This is a genomic window from Burkholderia sp. YIM B11467 (assembly GCF_052952715.1).
On record NZ_JBQVSQ010000016.1, the window covers coordinates 99,876 to 117,509 of the forward strand.

General features: G+C 67.5%; 16 protein-coding genes. 11 read left to right on the forward strand and 5 right to left on the reverse strand.

The features are described from left to right. Positions 1-115: 115 nt before the first annotated feature. Positions 116-1,096, forward strand: coding sequence for an NADPH:quinone oxidoreductase family protein (locus ACTRWB_RS35095; protein WP_446904566.1), 981 nt, complete (start codon positions 116-118; stop codon positions 1,094-1,096). Positions 1,097-1,148: 52 nt separating this feature from the next. Here the strand turns inward: ACTRWB_RS35095 and ACTRWB_RS35100 are convergent, their stop codons facing one another. Then, the gene (locus tag ACTRWB_RS35100; protein WP_446904603.1) at positions 1,149-2,066 is read right to left on the reverse strand and encodes a LysR substrate-binding domain-containing protein; all 918 of its coding nucleotides are present in this window, start codon (positions 2,064-2,066) and stop codon (positions 1,149-1,151) included. A 180-nt stretch (positions 2,067-2,246) separates the two neighbouring features. Between ACTRWB_RS35100 and ACTRWB_RS35105 the strand changes: the two genes are divergently transcribed. The 4 genes from ACTRWB_RS35105 (at position 2,247) to ACTRWB_RS35120 (ending at position 5,262) form a co-directional block, all read left to right on the forward strand. Further along, positions 2,247-2,945, forward strand: a complete 699-nt coding sequence (locus ACTRWB_RS35105; RefSeq protein WP_446904567.1) for a pirin family protein — start codon at positions 2,247-2,249, stop codon at positions 2,943-2,945. 49 nt (positions 2,946-2,994) lie between these two features. Next, a complete protein-coding gene (locus tag ACTRWB_RS35110; protein ID WP_122166525.1) occupies positions 2,995-3,411 on the forward strand; it encodes a DoxX family protein in 417 nt (138 codons plus the stop codon). 171 nt (positions 3,412-3,582) lie between these two features. After that, a complete protein-coding gene (gene wrbA / locus ACTRWB_RS35115; RefSeq protein ID WP_412022063.1) occupies positions 3,583-4,182 on the forward strand; it encodes an NAD(P)H:quinone oxidoreductase in 600 nt (199 codons plus the stop codon). 72 nt (positions 4,183-4,254) lie between these two features. Then, the gene (locus ACTRWB_RS35120) at positions 4,255-5,262 is read left to right on the forward strand and encodes an alpha/beta hydrolase (RefSeq protein WP_446904568.1); all 1,008 of its coding nucleotides are present in this window, start codon (positions 4,255-4,257) and stop codon (positions 5,260-5,262) included. 32 nt (positions 5,263-5,294) lie between these two features. Here ACTRWB_RS35120 and ACTRWB_RS35125 read toward each other — a convergent pair whose 3' ends face one another. Next, the gene (locus ACTRWB_RS35125; RefSeq protein ID WP_048244274.1) at positions 5,295-5,831 is read right to left on the reverse strand and encodes a PadR family transcriptional regulator; all 537 of its coding nucleotides are present in this window, start codon (positions 5,829-5,831) and stop codon (positions 5,295-5,297) included. A gap of 149 nt (positions 5,832-5,980) precedes the next feature. On the opposite strand from ACTRWB_RS35125, the gene ACTRWB_RS35130 reads away from it, so the two are divergent. Together ACTRWB_RS35130 and ACTRWB_RS35135 are read left to right on the forward strand one after the other, a co-directional pair. Further along, entirely contained in the window at positions 5,981-8,002 is a 2,022-nt protein-coding gene (locus tag ACTRWB_RS35130) for an oxidoreductase (protein WP_446904569.1), read from the forward strand. Positions 8,003-8,045: 43 nt separating this feature from the next. Then, positions 8,046-8,486 carry a nuclear transport factor 2 family protein gene (locus ACTRWB_RS35135; protein ID WP_446904570.1) on the forward strand — a complete coding sequence of 147 codons (441 nt, stop codon included), beginning with the start codon at positions 8,046-8,048 and terminating at the stop codon, positions 8,484-8,486. A gap of 34 nt (positions 8,487-8,520) precedes the next feature. On the opposite strand, the gene ACTRWB_RS35140 is transcribed toward ACTRWB_RS35135, so the two are convergent. Next, the gene (locus tag ACTRWB_RS35140) at positions 8,521-9,954 is read right to left on the reverse strand and encodes an aminotransferase-like domain-containing protein (RefSeq protein WP_446904571.1); all 1,434 of its coding nucleotides are present in this window, start codon (positions 9,952-9,954) and stop codon (positions 8,521-8,523) included. A gap of 173 nt (positions 9,955-10,127) precedes the next feature. Here ACTRWB_RS35140 and ACTRWB_RS35145 point away from each other — a divergent pair, with 173 nt between their 5' ends. Both ACTRWB_RS35145 and ACTRWB_RS35150 read left to right on the forward strand, forming a co-directional pair. After that, positions 10,128-11,288 carry a pyridoxal phosphate-dependent aminotransferase gene (locus ACTRWB_RS35145; RefSeq protein WP_446904572.1) on the forward strand — a complete coding sequence of 387 codons (1,161 nt, stop codon included), beginning with the start codon at positions 10,128-10,130 and terminating at the stop codon, positions 11,286-11,288. Positions 11,289-11,344: 56 nt separating this feature from the next. Beyond that, positions 11,345-12,076 (forward strand): transporter substrate-binding domain-containing protein, encoded by a 732-nt coding sequence (locus ACTRWB_RS35150; protein WP_446904573.1) that lies wholly within the window; start codon positions 11,345-11,347, stop codon positions 12,074-12,076. A gap of 37 nt (positions 12,077-12,113) precedes the next feature. On the opposite strand, the gene ACTRWB_RS35155 is transcribed toward ACTRWB_RS35150, so the two are convergent. Then, positions 12,114-13,181, reverse strand: coding sequence for a maleylacetate reductase (locus tag ACTRWB_RS35155; protein ID WP_446904574.1), 1,068 nt, complete (start codon positions 13,179-13,181; stop codon positions 12,114-12,116). Between the two features lie 93 nt (positions 13,182-13,274). Further along, complete coding sequence (locus tag ACTRWB_RS35160; protein WP_446904575.1) at positions 13,275-14,156, reverse strand: intradiol ring-cleavage dioxygenase; 882 nt, start codon at positions 14,154-14,156, stop codon at positions 13,275-13,277. 117 nt (positions 14,157-14,273) lie between these two features. On the opposite strand from ACTRWB_RS35160, the gene ACTRWB_RS35165 reads away from it, so the two are divergent. Together ACTRWB_RS35165 and ACTRWB_RS35170 are read left to right on the forward strand one after the other, a co-directional pair. Continuing rightward, positions 14,274-15,197 (forward strand): LysR family transcriptional regulator, encoded by a 924-nt coding sequence (locus ACTRWB_RS35165; RefSeq protein WP_446904576.1) that lies wholly within the window; start codon positions 14,274-14,276, stop codon positions 15,195-15,197. A 346-nt stretch (positions 15,198-15,543) separates the two neighbouring features. Next, positions 15,544-17,634 carry a TonB-dependent receptor gene (locus ACTRWB_RS35170; RefSeq protein ID WP_446904604.1) on the forward strand — a complete coding sequence of 697 codons (2,091 nt, stop codon included), beginning with the start codon at positions 15,544-15,546 and terminating at the stop codon, positions 17,632-17,634.

Consider the following 17,634-nt stretch of genomic DNA (forward strand, 5'->3'; position numbering starts at 1 on the left):
ATGTTGCGGATGCCGATCCTGCCGGCCACCGCGTATTCGTCGTGACCCGGCCGTGCGGGCGTGTCCCGCAGGCTGAACCGATCCGCGGCCACGCCGCGCAAGGAGAGAGAAGAGCATGAAAGCCCTGTTGTGTACCGCATTCGGCCCGATCGACCGCCTGCGTATCGAGGACGTGGCGATTCCGGAGCCGGCCGCGGGGCAGGTCCGGATTCAGGTGAAGGCGGCGTCGCTCAATTTCCCCGACGCGCTGATCGTCCAGGGGTTGTATCAGGTGAAGCCGGCGCTGCCGTTCTCGCCGGGCGCCGAGTTTGCCGGTGTGATCGATGCGGTCGGCGAAGGCGTCGCCAAATGGCGGCCCGGCGATTCCGTGGTCGCGTTCACCGGGCATGGCGGGTTCGCGGAACAGTGCGTGGCCGACGTGCACCAGATCGCCGCGCTGCCACCGGGCATGACGTTCGAGCAGGGCGCGGCGCTCGTGCTCGCCTACGGCACGTCGTTGCACGCGTTGCAGCAGCGCGCGCGCCTGCAACCGGGCGAGACGCTGCTCGTGCTGGGCGCGGCGGGCGGGGTCGGGCTCGCCGCGATCGAGATCGCGAAGGCGCTCGGCGCGCGCGTGATCGCGGCGGCGTCGAGTGCCGACAAGCTGGCGCTGTGCCGCGAAGCGGGCGCGGACGAGACGATCGACTATGCGACCGAAGACCTGCGCCGCCGCGTGGACGAACTGACCGGCGGGCGCGGCGCCGACGTCGTCTACGATCCGGTGGGCGGCGCCTACAGCGAGGCGGCCTTGCGCGCGACCGCGTGGCACGGCCGGTTCCTCGTGGTCGGCTTCGCGGCCGGCGAGATTCCGAAGATCGCGCTGAATCTGGCGCTGCTCAAGGAGCGCGACATACTCGGCGTGTTCTGGGGCGACGCGGTGCGCCGCGATCCCGCGCAGCATGTCGCGAACATGCGTCTGCTCGCCGAATGGTTCGCGGCCGGCAAGGTACGGCCCGCGATCACCGAGCGCGTGTCGCTGGCCGGTGCGGCCGACGCGATCGCGCGGATCGCGAACCGGCAGGTGAAGGGCAAGGTGGTGATCCTGCCGGACGCGTGATCCGGACCCGACGCGCGTCATCGCGCTGCGTGTGCGGCCGCGCCGGCGGCCGCTACGCGATCCGGTTCAGTTCGTCGAAGCCCGCGACGAGCGCATCGAGCAGATGGCGAACGGCGGGCACCATGCCGCGGCGCGTCGGGAAGATCGCATGGACCAGCGCCGTCGGCGCCGACAGCGCGGGCAGCAGGTGGAGCAGCCGGCCGGCCTGAAGGTCGGCGCTCACCAGTTCGCGCGGCAATTCGGCGACGCCGATGCCGCCGAGCGCCGCCAGCCGCAGACTCCCCAGATCGTCGGTGGCCAGTCGCGGCCGATGCGCGAAAGAGATGGCCCGCCCGTCGGCGTCGGCCAGACTCCACACGTACTTGTCGCCGCTACTGGCCGTTGAAACTGTCGGCCAGTCCTTCAGGCTGTCGATCGACTCGGGTGCCGGAAAACGTGCGGCCAGTGCCGGGCTGGCGACGAGAATCCGGAACGACCGCCCCAGTTGCCGAATCGCGAGATCGGTGTTCTCCAGCGGCGGAACCCTGACCCGGATCGCGAAATCCAGGCCTTCCTCGACCACATCCACGCGCCGGTTGGTCGCATCGAGCAGCACCTGAACCTGCGGATTGTTCTCGATGTAGCGCGCCAGCATCTCCGCGACACCGGAACTCAGCAGCCCGACCGGGCAACTGATGCGCACGGTGCCCTGCGGCTGCGTCCGCGTGCGATCCACGATGTCCTTCGCGGCCTTCGATTCCGCGACCAGCGCGACGCAATGCTGATGGAACTGCCGCCCGGTTTCCGTCAGCGACAGGCTGCGGCTCGTGCGATTGAGCAGGCGCACGCCGAGCTCCTCCTCGAGCGCGCGAATGCGCCGGCTGAGCTTCGAGGTTTGCGCGCCGAGGCTGCGGGCGGCGGCCGTGAAGCTCCCGTGTTCCACCACTTCCGCAAAGAGCCGCAGATCGTTCAGGTCGGCGATGGGGTTCATGGCGACGGCTCCGTTCGATGAGATCGTTCTACTGGGAGCAATGATACGTTGCAATTCAGGAGATATGCGAGCGATCTTTGCGAATTTAGCATTCGTCCAACGTTCGGTGCTTCGCAGATTCCGGTGAGGCGCCGCCAGGCAACCGCCCGTCGTTCGGGCACCAGGAAACAGGAGGCGGACATGCTGACTCATCGACGCTGGGCATCACTGGATGCGGCGAACCATGGCTGGCTGCGTGCGAAATACCATTTCGCGGTCACGGCCGAGGGCACGCCGGAGCACGCGCCGCTCGGACCGTTGATCGTCTGGAACGACGACGAGATCGCCGTCGGCAGCGGGTTCCCGATGCACGGGCACCGCGACGTGGAAATCATCACGTACGTGCGGCAAGGCGTGCTCGGCCATCGCGACACGTTGGGATCCGAAGGAACGATCAGCGCGGGCAACGTGCAGGTCATGAGTGCGGGAACGGGCATCCGTCATGCCGAGTTCAACCGGGGCGACATGCCGCTCAAGCTCTATCAGATCTGGTTGATGCCGCGCACGAACGGCGGGGTGCCCGGGTGGGACACGAAGCAGTTTCCGAAAGGCGACCGGTCCGGACGTTTCGTCGTGCTGGCGAGCGGCTTTGCCGGCGACGACGGTGCGCTGCCGATCCGTGCCGATGCACGGGTGCTCGGCGCGACGCTGAAGGCGGGCGAACAGGTCCGGCAAGTATTGGGCGCATCGCGCCGCGCGTATCTCGTCGCGGCTTCGGGGCGCATCGAAGTGAACGGAGAACGCGTGGGGCCGCTGGACGGCGTCGCGATCACGAACGAGGCCGCGCTCGAGATTGTCGCGGTCGAAGATTCTGAGCTGGTGATGGTGGACGCCGGCTGAGTGCCTTGATTTCCCAGTCCACCGAATCATTTCATTTCAGGAGTTCATCATGGATCGTTACAAGTATCTTCCGCTTCTCGGCCGCATTCTGATCGGCGCGCCGTTTCTGATGAGCGGGTTGAGCAAGCTCGCCGCGCATGCGACAACCGTCGGCTACATCGCGTCCGTCGGCCTGCCGGCGCCGTCGCTCGCTTTCGTGGTCGCGGTGCTGGTCGAGGCGGGCGGCGGCCTGCTGCTGATGTCGGGTTATCGGGCCCGTCCGGTGGCGCTGGCGATGGCGCTGTTCAGTCTGGTGACCGCGGTGTTCTTCCATCACAACTTCGCCGACCAGAACCAGATGATTCACTTTTTGAAGAACGTGATGATGGCCGGCGGCCTGCTGCAGATCGCGTACTTCGGCGCGGGCGCGTTCAGCCTCGACGCACGGATCGGGCGCACCGCGTTGCGTATCGCACCGGCGGCGTGAGCCGAACGGGCCGATCCTCCGGGGCGACCAGGCGCGTGACAGGCCCGGCCGTCTCGTCAGGACCACCGCACGGTCGTTCCGACTTTCATTCCGTCACACCACACGGCGTGCGTCAGCCGGCGCGCGTTGATACCGTCGCGACTTCCTCGCGACCATCGTTAGGAGTTCGTCATGTCTAAAGTTCTCGTGCTGTATTACTCGTCGTACGGTCATATCGAGGCGCTCGCGGATGCGATGGCCGAAGGCGCCCGCTCGGCGGGCGCCACGGTCGACGTCAAGCGGGTGCCGGAAACGGTGCCGGAAGCTGTCGCCCAGGCCGCGCACTTCAAGCTCGCCCAGCAGGCGCCGGTTGCGACGGTGGCCGAACTGGCCCACTACGACGCGATCATCGTCGGCACGCCGACCCGCTTCGGCCGCATCTCGTCGCAGATGGCGGCGTTCCTGGATCAGGCCGGCGGCCTGTGGATGAGCGGCGCGCTGAACGGCAAGGTCGGCGGCGCGTTCACGTCGAGCGCGAGCCAGCATGGCGGCCAGGAAACCACGCTGTTCTCGATCATCACCAACCTGCTGCATTTCGGCATGACGATCGTCGGGCTGCCGTACACCCACCAGGGGCAAATGACGCTCGACGAAATCGTCGGCGGCGCGCCGTATGGTGCGACCACGATCGCGGGCGGGCAGGGGCAGCGCCTGCCGAGCGAGATCGAGCTGGCCGGTGCGCGTCATCAGGGCGAATTGATCGCACGGACCGCGAACAAGCTGTTCGCCTGAACGTCGGCGCGCCTCGCGCGGTCTGGCGGGGGCAGCCGTACGCGATGACTTTCCGAATCAGAAGGGCTGACGATGAACAACGTTTCGAACGACGGCGGGCCGAGCGAGCACGTCGTGATGCATCCGCTCGATCCGGACGATGCGGCGGTCGTTGCCGCGATGCGGGCCGGCATGCGTGCGATGAAGGGGGCGCGGCTGGGCATCGAAGCGCGTGACGCGTTCGATGCGGCGATGGAAAACGTGCAGCGCCGCGACGATGTCACGTTCGCGTTCGACACGGTCGGTGGCGTGCCGGGGTACTGGGTGTTTCCCGCGCATGTGCGCTCCGGCGACGCGCTGCTCCATCTGCATGCCGGCTGGTTCAATTTCGGATCCGCGGCGGCGTTCCGCCATTCGGTCGCGCAACTGGCGGTGCGGGTCGGCGTCAGGGCCTTCATTCCGGACTATCGCCTGGCGCCCGAACATCCGTTTCCGGCCGCCATCGACGACGTGCTGGCCTGTTATCGCGGGCTCGCCGAAAAAGGCATTCGCCGGATCGCCGTCACCGGCGATTCGGCCGGCGGTGCGCTCGCGCTGGTGCTCGCGTCGCGGGTCGCGGCCGATGCGGTTTCGGTCTCGGCCTCGGTCACGGCCGATACGACGCTCGTGGGTGTCGCGGCATTGTCGCCGGTGACGGATCTGACGCTGTCGGGCGCGACCTACGACACGCGTGCCGACGCCGATCCGCTCTTCACGCGGGCGCAGGTGTCGGAACTGGTGCGTGCTTATCTCGGGGCAGCCGATCCGAAGCATCCGCTGGCGTCGCCGCTTTACGCGCGTGTCGCGGGCTTGCCCGCGGTGCGGATTCATGTCGGCGACGACGAAGTGCTGCTGGACGATTCGCGTCGCTGGGTCGAGCGAGCGGTCGCGGCCGGCGTGGATGCGCGGCTCGACGTGTGGCACGGGATGTCGCATGGATTTGCCGGCGGGATCGGCAAGCTGAAGGCATCCGCGCAGGCACTCGACGCGATCGGGCTGTTTCTCGTCGAACAGCTGCAAACCGGTGGCGGCGCGCGCGTCCGGCCGCGATCCGCAGCCTGAGTGCTACCGCGCGTGGTCGAGACGCGCGCGGGTCAATCCTTCGGCAGACGCAGCGTGTCGAGCGCATCCTGCGAGAACTCGACCCAGAACCGCTCGTTCGCGATGCCGGCCTGCAATACCAGGTGCTGAAGGCGCTTCGCGCGCGAATCGGCGCCTTCCGGGAAATCGCGCGCTTCGATCTGCAGATACAGGTCGAGCTTCTCCTGGTGGAGCGCGATGCGCCGCCTGATTTCTTCCTCGAGCCCCGCCGGGCCCAGCACCGCTTCCGCGCGCAGGCGCACCATCAGCGCTTCGCGCAGCGGCGTCGGATCTTCCGGTTCGGCGATCCAGCGCCGCAGTTCCTTCTTGCCGGCCGGCAGGATCCGGTACGCACGCTTGCGGCCGCGCCCCGATTCGGCGGGCAGCGATTCGATCCAGCCCGTTTCCTCGAGACGCCCCAGTTCGCGATAGATCTGCTGGTGCGTCGCCTGCCAGAAATAGCCGATCGAGCGATCGAAGCGGTCGGCGAGTTCGGAGCCCGAACCGGGGCGTTCGGCGAGAGCGGTGAGGAGCGCGTGAGGCAGGGACATGTCGGGTCGGAAGCGGCGGCGGAATGAACCGCATCTTGCCATATCGGGGCCACAGTACAAGCGGGGAGTCTTGTTAATGCAACATGTTGCATAAACAGAATCGGCGAGCTAATATTTCTGCAACTTGTTGCATTAACAGGAGCCGACCGATGACCCGCTATCCGCATTTGACGACCCCGCTCGAACTCGGCTTCACGTCGCTCAGGAACCGCGTACTGATGGGGTCGATGCACGTCGGCCTCGAGGAAGCGCCGAACGGCTTCGAGCGGATGGCGGCATTTTATGCGGAGCGCGCGCGCGGCGAGGCCGGTTTGATCGTCACGGGCGGCTTCGCGCCGAACGAGCGCGGCCGTCCGGCGCCGGGCGGCGCGATGCTGACGACCGAAGCGGACGCCGAGCGCCATCGTGTCGTGACGCGCGCGGTGCAGGCGGAGGGCGGCAAGATCGCGCTGCAGATCCTGCATTTCGGGCGTTATGCGTATCACCCGGCGCTCGCGGCGCCCAGCGCGCTGAAGGCGCCGATCAACCCGTTCACGCCGCACGCGTTGAGCAGCGACGAAGTCGACGAGACGATCGCCGATTTCGTGCGATGCGCGGCGCTTGCGCAACACGCGGGCTACGACGGCGTCGAGATCATGGGGTCCGAAGGCTACCTGATCAACGAATTCATCGCCGCACGCACGAACCATCGCGACGATGCGTGGGGCGGCGCGTACGAGAACCGCATCCGCTTCGCGGTCGAGATCGTGCGGCGCGTGCGCGAGCGGGTCGGCGCGAACTTCATCGTCATCTACCGGCTGTCGATGCTCGATCTCGTCGAAGGCGGCTCGACGCTCGACGAGGTGATCCGGCTCGCGCAGGCGATCGAGGCGGCCGGCGCGACGATCCTCAATACCGGCATCGGCTGGCACGAGGCACGCATTCCGACCATCGCGACCAAGGTGCCGCGTGCCGCATACGCGTGGGTGACGCGGCAACTGATGGGCAAGGTCGGCATTCCACTCGTCGCGACCAACCGGATCAATACGCCGGAAGTCGCCGAGCAACTGCTCGCCGACGGCTATTGCGACATGGTGTCGATGGCGCGGCCGTTCCTCGCCGATGCCGCGTTCGTTCGCAAGGCGCGGGAAGGGCGCGCGGACGAAATCAACACGTGTATCGGCTGCAATCAGGCGTGCCTCGACCATACGTTCAGCGGCAGGATCACGTCCTGTCTCGTGAATCCGCGCGCATGCCATGAAACCGAGCTCGTGATCCAGCCCGCGCAGCAGCGCAAGCGGATCGCGGTGGTCGGCGCCGGGCCGGCGGGCCTCGGCTTCGCGGTCACGGCGGCCGAACGCGGTCACGCGGTGACGCTGTACGAAGCCGGCGCCGAGATTGGCGGCCAGTTCAATATCGCGAAGCAGGTGCCCGGCAAGGAAGAGTTCCACGAAACGTTGCGCTACTTCCGCCGGCAGATCGAACTGCGCGGCGTGACGCTTCACGTCAATACGCGCGCGACCGCCGAGATGTTGCTGCAGGGCGAATTTGACGAAGTGGTGATCGCGACCGGCATCGTGCCGCGCACGCCACCGATCGACGGTGTCGACCATGCGAAGACGCTCGGTTATCTCGACGTGCTGCGCGACGGCAAGGCCGTGGGCCGCAACGTCGCGATCGTCGGCGCGGGCGGAATCGGCTTCGACGTCGCGGAATTCCTCGTCCATCGCGACGACGGCGCGCGCATCGACGTCGACCGTTTTTTTGCCGAATGGGGCGTCGATCAATCGTACGCAAGGGCCGGCGGCTTGCGCAATGCGCAGCCCGAGCCGGCGGCGCGGCGCGTGCATCTGCTGCAGCGCAAGGCGTCGAAGGTCGGCGACGGGCTCGGCAAGACCACCGGGTGGATTCATCGCACGGCGCTGAAGGCGCGCGGCGTCGGGATGTCGTCGGCGGTGACGTACCGGCGCATCGACGACGATGGATTGCACGTGACGATCGACGGTGTCGAGCAGACGCTGCAAGTGGACAACGTGGTGATCTGCGCCGGGCAGGAGCCGTCGCGCGAACTGGCGGAGCAACTGCAGGCCGCCGGATGCAAGGTGCACCTGATCGGCGGCGCTGACGAAGCCGTCGAGCTCGATGCGAAGCGCGCGATTCACCAGGGCACGACGCTTGCCGCGACCCTTTGACACCGATTCGTTCTGTTACCGCCCGACGCTACAGGAGTCTTCGATGACGAATTCACCGATGCATCTTCATCCCGCTGTCGCGACCTCGCTCGACACATGGCATGCGCTGATCGAACGCAAGGATCTTGGCGCGCTGGATTCGATCGTCCATCCGGACGCCGTATTCCGTTCGCCGATGGCGTTCAAGCCGTATGGCCCGGCGCCCGCGCTGCTGATGGCGCTGCGCACGGTGGTCACGATCCTCGAGAATTTCACCTATCACCGCCAGTTCGTCGCCGACGACGGCAAGAACGTGGTGCTGGAGTTCAGCGCGAACGTCGGCGACAAGGCGTTGAAGGGGATCGACATGATTCGCTTCGACGACGACGGGCGCATCGTCGAGTTCGAGGTCATGATTCGGCCGTTCAATGCGCTGCAGGCGCTCGGCGCGGAAATGGGCGCGCGGCTCGGGCAGCAGCTTCCGGCGTTCAAGGTCGGCGGCTGAAACGGTCGGCTGCCGGGCGGCGACCGCTGTCCGATCAGCGCGCGAGCTGCGCTTGTGCGAGCCGGCCGAGGCGCCGGATGCCGTCCTCGATGCGTTCGTTCCACACGTGACCCGCGCTCAGGCGCAGGCAGTGGCGAAAGCGCCGGCTGGCGGAGAAGACGTCGCCCGGCGCGAAGCAGATGCCCTGTTCGAGCGCGGCGTCGAACAGCGCGCGGGAATCGAAACGCTTCGGCAGTTCGAGCCAGAGCACGAAACCGCCGGCTGGCCGGCTCACTTTGGTGTCGGCCGGAAAGCTGGCTTCGATCGTGCGCGTCATCCGCGCCAGGTTCTCTTCGAACAGCCGCCGGATACGGCGCAAGTGCGCATCGTATGCGCCGCTCGCCAGGAAATCTGCCAGAGCGACCTGGAGCAGCGTGGGGCCGCAGAGGCTGAGCGCGAGCTTGCGTTCCATCACCTGTTGCGCGCGGGCGCCCGCGGCGATCCAGCCGATCCGGTAACCAGGCGCGAGGCTCTTGGAGAACGAGCTGCAGTAGATCGTATTGGCGCCGCCGTCGAGTGCGATGAACGGCCTGGGCCGATCGCGCCCGAAGTGGATGTCGCCGTAGACGTCGTCTTCGATCAGCGGCACGCGATGCCGAGCGAGTAGCGCTAGAAGCGTCCGTTTGTCGTCTTCGGTCATCGTCGAGCCGAGCGGATTGCCGAAGCTCGACGACAGCACGCAGGCGGCGATCGGTTCCGATTCGAGCCGCTGCGCGAGTACGCCGACATCGACACCGCGCAGCGGGTCGGTCGGCAATTCCAGCGCCTTCATCCCCAACGCTTCCAGCGTGTGAAGCAAGCCGAAATAAGTCGGCGATTCCACCGCAATCGTATCGCCGCGCTTCGCGACGGCATTCAATGCAAGCGTCAGCGCTTCGGTGCAGCCGTTCGTGACGAGGATGTCGTCGGCGGACAGCGGATGCCCGAAGCGCATGGCCCGCCTCGCGATTTCGCGGCGCAGCGCCGGCTCGCCGTAAGGCGGGCAGTAGACGTTGTAGCGCATGCCGTGCTGACGCGCCGCGCGAGCGAGTGCGAGATCGAGCCGTTTCGATTGCAGCAGCGCCGTGTCGGGTACCGCGCAGCCGAGCGGCACGAGTGCCGAATTGGCGGCGTGTTCGAGCAACGCGGCGACCGCGCCGCTGATCGACACCGTCGACGCCTTCGCGCGTGAGCGCGACGCCGACGGCAACGCGAGCGTCCCGCCGCTCGAGGCCGCGACGTAAAAGCCGGACTGCGGCCGCGACACGAGCACGCCGCGATCCTCGAGCAGACGGTAGGCCTGCAGCGCGGTGGAGACGCTGATGCGCTGCTGCTCGCTCACGGCGCGCACCGACGGCAGCCGCGCGCCGGGTGCGAGCGTGCCGTTGTCGATCATGCCGACGATGAGATCGGCCAGTTGCCTGTAACGGTACGGCGTATGCGTGTCCATGGGGCGTCTGCGGCAGGGGAGTGGCCGATTATCGATCGTGCGCGGGCATCTCGCCAAGCAGAATTGTGTTGGTCCAATCGTCGGAAAATTGTGGCTGTTATGGTTTTCGTGCGAACGCTACGATGGCGCTGTTCCGGTCGGTTGACCAGCAAAGCAAATTGAGGGGCAAGCGCATGCAAGCAACACAGACGCAATCCGGTGAGTGGCGCGGACGATTTCCGTACAACGAAATCATCTCGCTGCTCGATGTGAATCGAACCTTCAACCTGGCGGAGAGCACGTCGCAAGACCTGACGGTCGGCGAGCTGCTGGATCTGGCCGGCGTCGAACCGGTTCGCAACCTGAAGCTCGGCTACAGCCAGTCGGCAGGCGCGGCCGCGCTGCGCGACGCGATTGCCGATACCTGCAACGTGCCGGCCGCGCAGATCGTGACGACGCAAGGCACCGCGCTCGGGCTGTTTCTGCTTGCGTACGAGTTATGCCGGCCCGGCGACGAAGCCGTGCTCGCGACGCCGTGCTTTCCGCCGAGTCGCGATTGCCTGGTCGGCGCCGGCGCGACGGTGCGCGAGGTGCGGCTGTCGTTCGAGAACGGTTATCGACTGGACCTCGCGCAGTTCGAAGCGAACCTGTCGCCGAACACCCGGCTGGTCAGCATTGCGTCCCCGCAGAATCCCGGTGGCGTACAGGCGTCGCGCGCCGAGATCGACGGGCTGCTCGCGTTGATGGCGCGGCAGTGTCCGGACGCGATACTGTTCATCGACGAGACCTATCGCGAGGCGACCTATGGCGATGCCGCCTCGGCCGCCAGTTTCGCGGGTGTCGATGCACGCATCGTCACGGGCTCGTCGGTGTCGAAGGCGCTGGGTGCGCCCGGTCTGCGGACCGGGTGGCTCACCGTGGCCGACGCGGGGCTTCGGGCGCGCTTGCTCGTGGCCAAGCTGAACACCGTGATCTCGGGTTCGGTGCTCGACGAAACGCTTGCCGCGACCTTGCTGCGCAACCGGGAGCGTGTGCTCGCGCCCCGGCGCCGGCTGCTTGCCAGTGCGCTGGACGTCGTGTCGGGCTGGTGCGAAGGCGAGCGCGGGCGCGTCGAGTGGGTACGGCCGGATGCCGGTGCGCTGTGCTGTGTGCGGTTGCGCGCGGATGCATTCGACGAGCAGGCCGTGGCGCGTTTCTGGCAAGTGCTGCCCGAGTACGATCTGCAACTGGCGTCCGGCACGTGGTTTGGCGAAAGCAGCCGCGTGTTCAGGCTGGGCTTCGGTTATCTTCCGCTGGAACGCCTGTCGCCGGCATTGTCGGCGCTGTCGCAGGCGATGGATGCGGCTGTGGCATGAACCGGGCGCCCGGCGGGCGAGCGGGGCGGACATCATGGAACGTCAGGAGTAACACGATGAAAGTAAGGATTGCGTATATCGAGGAGCCGCCGTTCTACTGGACGGGCGAAGACGGCACCGTAACCGGCGCGGATATCGAGCTGGCCGAGGTGGTGCTGCGCGCGATCGGCGTGACGGAAATCGAGTATCACCCGACCTCGTTCGACGCACTGCTGCCGGGCGTGCAGGCCGGCCGCTGGGACATGAACGTGCCGATCTTCGTGACGGCCGAACGCGCGCAGCACGTTGCGTTCAGCGTGCCGGTGTGGGCGATCGGCGACGGGTTTCTGGTTCAGGCCGGCAATCCGAAGGCGCTGACGAGTTACGCGGCCGTCGCGGCACGCGGCGATGCACGGCTGGGGTGCGTGGCCGCGCAGGTGCAGATCGACTCGGCCCGGTCGGCAGGTGTGCGCGACGATCAGATCGTCGTGTTCAAGGATCAGCCCGACGCAGTCGCCGCGTTGCTTGCGGGGCAGATCGATGCGTATGCAAGCACGGCGATCGGGAACCGCGTTGTCGCGGGTGCGATCGAAGGCGTGGCAGCCGTCGCGCACGAGCGTGGCGCGGGTGCGGCGGCGCCGGTCGGCGCGTTCTCGTTCAGCAGGAACAACGATGCGCTCGTGCAGGCCGTGAATGGGAAGCTGCGCGAGTATCTCGGCTCGGCCGATCATCGCGAGCGGACGGCGAAGTATGGTTTTACGCGGGCGGAGATCGACGGCGTGGTGGCGGGCGGCGGCGCGCAGTCGTAGCGTTGCACGCAACGTTACGCGCCAGCCGCGCGCGGATTCAGCGTACGGTCGAGCGGGGCAGGCTGCCGTCGAATGCATCCTGCAGCAGCGCGCGCAGGCCGTTGCGTTCGATCGGGCGCGGGTTCCAGTACGGATTGGCGGCCGCGAGATCGGCCGCGCGATCGAGGTCGGCTTCCTGCATGCCGATCGCTTTCAACGAGACCGGTGCGCCGTTGTCGAGCGCCAGCGCGTAGATGCCGCGCGCCGCGTCGTTGGTGCCGATTGCGCGGGCGATCCGCTGCATCGCGTCCGGCGCATGCGCGGCGTTGTACGCGAGTGCATGCGGCAGCACGACCGTATGGGTCGGCGCGTGCGGCAGATTGAAACTGCCGCCGAGCGTGTGACAGAGCTTGTGGTGCAGCGCCATGCCGACGTTGCCGAGGACCATGCCGCACAGCCACGCGCCGTAGAGCGCATCGCTGCGTGCGGTGAGATCGGCGGCGTTGCGGCGCACGCCGGGCAGGCCGCGCGCCAGCGCGCGAATGCCTTCCTCGGCGACGAGGCTCATGACCGGATTCGCGTTGTTCGCGTAGAGGCCTTCCGCCGCGTGCGCGATCGCATTGATGCCGCTCGTCACCGACAGCTCGACCGGCAGCGTGACGGTGAGCTCGGGATCGTAGATCACCGTCTTCGGCAGCACGCGTGCGTCGGACCCCGTGCGCTTGACGCCGCCTTCGGTCAGGCCGTAGATCGGCGTCATTTCGCTGCCGGCGTAGGTGGTCGGTATCGCCAGGATCGGCAGGCTGCTTTCGAGCGCGATCGCCTTGCCGAGGCCGATCGTCGACCCGCCGCCGATCGCGATCGCGCAATCCGCGTCGCATGACCGGGCGAACGCCTGCGCATCGCGGGCGATTTCGATCGGCACGTGCATCGTCGCGCGGTCGTACAGCCCGGCGGCGCGTGCACCGAGCCGCTCGACGATGCGTTGCGCGAGTTCGCGCTGGTCCGGCGTGCAGAGCACCAGCGCGCGCTGCGCGCCCAGCGCCAGCACTTCGCGTTCGAGATGCTGCAGGCTGCCGGCACCGAAGACGACGCGTGCGGGACGCGCCTGGTAGATGAAGTTCATGTTCTCGTTACTCCGTTGCGTAGTCGGCGTGATGGCGCGCGGTGCGCTCACCTCCGGTCGTGCCGGCGACATTCCACATCACGACGTGCCGGATCATGCGGCGCGCTCCGCGCGATTCAGCACGAAGTCGTAATCGAGCGTGTAGAACGGCGTGTCCATGTGCGATCCGTCGGGCGCCGTGCCGGGCGCGTGCCGGACCCAGTCGGCGACGAGCGTCGAACGCACGCCGAATACCGCATCGGAGTCGAGGTAGCGGTCGCCGTCGCGGAACACGTGCGTGATCAGCGTTTCGAAGCCGGGCGCCTCGATCATGAAGTGCAGGTGCGCGGGGCGCCACGGGTGGCGGCCGAGCGCATCGAGCATCGCGCCGACGGGGCCGTCGTGCGGAATCGGATACGGTTCGGCGAGGATCGAACGGAACGCGTAGCGGCCGTCGGCATCGGTGCGCAGCCGCCCGCGTGCGCGATGCGTGACCGAGCCGTCGTCGGCCGGTTGTTGCACGTCGTAATGCCCGTCCTCGTCGGCTTGCCAGACTTCCAGCGAGGCGTGCGCGACGGGCGTGCCGTGGATGTCGCGCACACGGCCCGACACGAAGCAGGGCTCGCCGCACGCGCCGTTCGCGATGTCGTCGAACATCCCGAACTCGGGGCTGCCTTCGACATAGAACGGACCGAATACGGTCGCCTCCGTGCAGCCGGCCGGCTTCGCATGATTTTGCGCGGTCACGAGCGTCGACAGCCCGAGCACGTCGGACAGCAGGATGAACTCCTGCCGCTTGTCGTCGGTGATGTGCCCGACCGCCGTCAGGAAGCCGATCGCGGCCTGCCATTCGGTTTCGGTGAGCTTCGTTTCCCGTGCGAACGCATGCAGGTGCTGGACGAGGTTCGTCATGACCGTGCGCAGCCGCTCGTCGCGACAGCCGCCCAGCGACGCGATCACGGCCTGCGTGATGGTGTCTTCGTTGAGATTGCGCATGGGGTCGTCTCCTGATGTCGTTCGATCACGCATTGACGTAACATTAATTCCTCCTTTGATCGTAATAAAGAGGGTTTGGAGGAGTTTTGTTCTCCGCCAGGTGGAAGAATCGAACGCATGGACAAGTGGACGCAGATCGAATTTTTCGTGCAGGTGGCCGAGCTGGGCAGCCTGTCGAAGGCCGCCGAGCGGCTCGGCATGTCGAGCGCGGCGGCGAGCCGCTGCCTGAATGCGCTTGAGGAGCGCCTGGCGGCGCGGCTCGTCGAGCGGACCACGCGCCGCTTGTGGCTGACCGACGCCGGGCACGAGTATCACCGGCGCTGCGTCGCGATCCTGACGGAGCTGTCGGAAGCCGACGCGGCGGTCAACGAGGCGAGCGTCAACCCGGCCGGCACGCTGCGCGTGACCGCGTCGGTGTCGTTCGCGTCGATCTATATCGCGCCGGCGTTGCCGGAGTTTCATCGCCGCTACCCAAACCTGACCGTGCAGATCGTCGCCGCGAACCGCTACCCGGATTTCATCGAGGCCGGCATCGACGTGGCGATCCGTACGCGCGAGCACGAGGCCGATTCGGGCATCACCGTGCGCAAGCTCGCCGAGACGCGGCGCGTGCTGGCCGCGTCGCCCGGGTATCTGGCAAAGCAGGGCGCGCCGGCGACGCCCGACGCGCTGTGCGACCACCGGCTGCTGGTCTACAACCTCGCCAACGATCCGTACGTGCTGCATTTCCGCCACGGTGCGAAGAAGCAGTCGGTCACGATCAGGAGCGTGCTCGATGCGAACGAAGGACAGGTGATCCGCGCCGCGGCGCTCGCCGGGCTCGGCATCCTGATCCAGCCGCTCTACATCATCCACGACGATATCGTCGCGGGAAAGCTGGTACCGGTGCTCACCGACTGGCAACTGCCGACGCTCACCGTCAACATCGCGTATCAAAGCCGCCGTCACCAGCCGGCGAAGATCCGCGTATTCACCGAGTTTCTGATCGAGCGCTTCGAACGCCTCGGACTCGCGCGCAAGTGGAAGGAAGTCGGCCGCTGAGCGCGGGCAGTCGGTCGCGATCGGCCCGCGTTCGCGGTGCGCAACCGGCTGCAGGGCGACACGCTGCGGGTGCAGTTCAGCTTTCCGCTTTTGCGACATCGCGCGAGCCGACGCAAGCTGACAAAATCCTGACGAATCAAGTTGATATATTGTATCATCCGATGTTTTCGTCGCCTGCCGCCCGGGCCGCCGGGCATGGCCGCGCGCGACGACACCATCCGAAGATCGATACGAAGTGACGAAAGCCAGAAACAAACCGGCGCGAGGGGAGCGGCAGCATGCCGCGTCGCGCCGGAACACCGGCGCCTGGCGCGCACGCGGCTGCACGACCTTGCTGGGCTGCGCGATGGCGACCTCCGGCGCGTTGGCCGCCGAAGCGGCAGCCCCCGCACCGGACGACCGGCACGCGTTGCCGGCGATCAATGTTTCCGCGCGATCCGCGCCGGTCGACCCGCTGACGCAACCGCTCGAAACGGGTTCGCGGCTCGGGCTGGCGAGCCTCGACACGCCCGCGAGCGTCGAGACGGTCACGGCCGACACGATCGACGCGCGCGGCGATCGCACGGTGCTCGACGCCGTTACGCGCACGGCCGGGTTCTCGAGCGCGATGGCGCCGGGTACCGGCGGCACCGCGATGAGCGTGCGCGGCTTCAGCGGGCAGGAATCGGTGATGACGCTGCTCGACGGCGTGCGGCTCATGCCGGCGGCCGGCACGATCACGTTCCCGTTCGATACGTGGTCGGTCGAGCGCATCGAGGTGCTGCGCGGCCCGGCGTCGGTGCTGTATGGCGAAGGGGCGATCGGCGGCGTCGTGAACGTGGTGCCGAAGCGGCCGCAGCGCACACGCGAGACGACGCTGCAGGTTGGCGTCGGCCCCGACGGCGCGAAGCGCGTCGCGTTCGATACGACGGGCGCGCTCGGCCCGCGGCTGTCGTACCGCTTCTACGCGAGCGATGCGCGCGCAAACGGTCTCGCCGAGCGGGCCGATACGCATACGACGGCGGTCGGCGGCGCGCTGCGCTTCGACGTGAGCCCGCAATTCACGCTGACGCTCGACTACGACTACGGCCGCCAGATGCCGGCGACCTACTATGGCGTGCCGGCGCCGAACGCCGTGCTCGACCCGTCGCTGCGCAAGCTCAACTACAACGTCGGCGATGCGACGATCGCGTATTACGACCAGTGGACGCGCCTGTCGGCCCGCTACCGGCCCGCGCCCGGCGTGACGATCGACAACCAGCTCTACTACCTGACGTCGAACCGCCACTGGCGCAACGCCGAATCGTATGCGCTCGACCCCGCGACGGGGCGCGTCACGCGCGGCGACTATCTCGACATCGGCCACCATCAGCGGCAGATCGGCGACCGGCTGAGCGCGCGTTTCGACGGCACGCTGTTCGGACGCGCGAACCGCTTCGTCGTCGGCACGGAATTCAGCCAGATCACGTTCGACGGTACCAACAATTCGCCGTACGGCGGCGAATCGACGGTCGCCGCGCATGGTTTCGATCCCGGCGTGTTCGCGAGCCCCGACCCGACATTGCCGAAGTTCAGCACGCGTGCGCGGCAGGCGGCGGTGTTCGCCGAGAACCGGCTCGAAGTGCTGCCGCGGCTCGCGTGGGTGAGCGGCCTGCGTTACGACCACATCGCGTTCAACCGCGAGCAGGCGGCGACCGGCGCGGGCTTCGACAAGCGTTTCGCGAACGTCGGCTGGCGCACGGGTTTCGTGTTCGAAGTCGCGCCGACGTTGAGCGCGTATGCGCAGTACACGACGGGCGCGGAAGGCCTCGGCTCGCTCGTGACGTTGTCCGCGTCGCAGGCGAACTATCGGCTCGCGACCGGCGAACAGTGGGAAGCCGGCGTCAAGCAGACGCTGCTCGACGGCCGCGCGTACTGGACGTTCGCGGTGTACGACATCACGAAGCGCAACCTGCTCAGCACCGACCCGTTCAATCCCGCGCTGCGCCAGCAGGTCGGCAGGCAATCGTCGCGCGGCGTCGAGCTGACGGGCGGCGCGCGGCTGCCGCACGGCTGGACGGTCGACGCGAACGTCGCGCTGCTGCGCGCGCGCTACGACGCGTTCAACCAGACGGTCGGCGGCGCCACGGTGTCGCGCGCCGGCAACGTACCGTCCAACGTGCCGCAGCAGACGGCGAACCTGTGGCTCGGCTGGGCGTTCGCCGAGCGCTGGCAGGCGAATGCGGGCGTGCGCTATGCCGGCGCGACGTACGGCGACGATGCGAACCGCCTGCAGGTGCCGTCGTACACGGTGTTCGATGCGTCGCTGCGCTGGCAGCCGACGTCGCGCACCGAGCTCGCGCTGTATCTGCGCAATCTCGCGAATCGCACGTATGCGGTGACGACGTCGAACGGCGGCGAGCAATGGTTGCTCGGTCCGTCGCGCTCGGCGGAGCTCGTCGCGACGATGCGCTTCTAG

Bases quoted from the DNA above. Each gene is read 5' to 3' on its own strand.
- ACTRWB_RS35130 (WP_446904569.1), top strand. From the start codon at position 5,981: ATGACCCGCTATCCGCATTTGACGACCCCGCTCGAACTCGGCTTCACG.
- ACTRWB_RS35110 (WP_122166525.1), top strand. From the start codon at position 2,995: ATGGATCGTTACAAGTATCTTCCGCTTCTCGGCCGCATTCTGATCGGC.
- ACTRWB_RS35135 (WP_446904570.1), top strand. From the start codon at position 8,046: ATGACGAATTCACCGATGCATCTTCATCCCGCTGTCGCGACCTCGCTC.
- ACTRWB_RS35165 (WP_446904576.1), top strand. From the start codon at position 14,274: ATGGACAAGTGGACGCAGATCGAATTTTTCGTGCAGGTGGCCGAGCTG.
- ACTRWB_RS35140 (WP_446904571.1), bottom strand. From the start codon at position 9,954: ATGGACACGCATACGCCGTACCGTTACAGGCAACTGGCCGATCTCATC.
- ACTRWB_RS35150 (WP_446904573.1), top strand. From the start codon at position 11,345: ATGAAAGTAAGGATTGCGTATATCGAGGAGCCGCCGTTCTACTGGACG.
- wrbA (WP_412022063.1), top strand. From the start codon at position 3,583: ATGTCTAAAGTTCTCGTGCTGTATTACTCGTCGTACGGTCATATCGAG.
- ACTRWB_RS35100 (WP_446904603.1), bottom strand. From the start codon at position 2,066: ATGAACCCCATCGCCGACCTGAACGATCTGCGGCTCTTTGCGGAAGTG.
- ACTRWB_RS35095 (WP_446904566.1), top strand. From the start codon at position 116: ATGAAAGCCCTGTTGTGTACCGCATTCGGCCCGATCGACCGCCTGCGT.
- ACTRWB_RS35160 (WP_446904575.1), bottom strand. From the start codon at position 14,156: ATGCGCAATCTCAACGAAGACACCATCACGCAGGCCGTGATCGCGTCG.
- ACTRWB_RS35170 (WP_446904604.1), top strand. From the start codon at position 15,544: ATGGCGACCTCCGGCGCGTTGGCCGCCGAAGCGGCAGCCCCCGCACCG.
- ACTRWB_RS35155 (WP_446904574.1), bottom strand. From the start codon at position 13,181: ATGAACTTCATCTACCAGGCGCGTCCCGCACGCGTCGTCTTCGGTGCC.
- ACTRWB_RS35125 (WP_048244274.1), bottom strand. From the start codon at position 5,831: ATGTCCCTGCCTCACGCGCTCCTCACCGCTCTCGCCGAACGCCCCGGT.
- ACTRWB_RS35105 (WP_446904567.1), top strand. From the start codon at position 2,247: ATGCTGACTCATCGACGCTGGGCATCACTGGATGCGGCGAACCATGGC.
- ACTRWB_RS35120 (WP_446904568.1), top strand. From the start codon at position 4,255: ATGAACAACGTTTCGAACGACGGCGGGCCGAGCGAGCACGTCGTGATG.
- ACTRWB_RS35145 (WP_446904572.1), top strand. From the start codon at position 10,128: ATGCAAGCAACACAGACGCAATCCGGTGAGTGGCGCGGACGATTTCCG.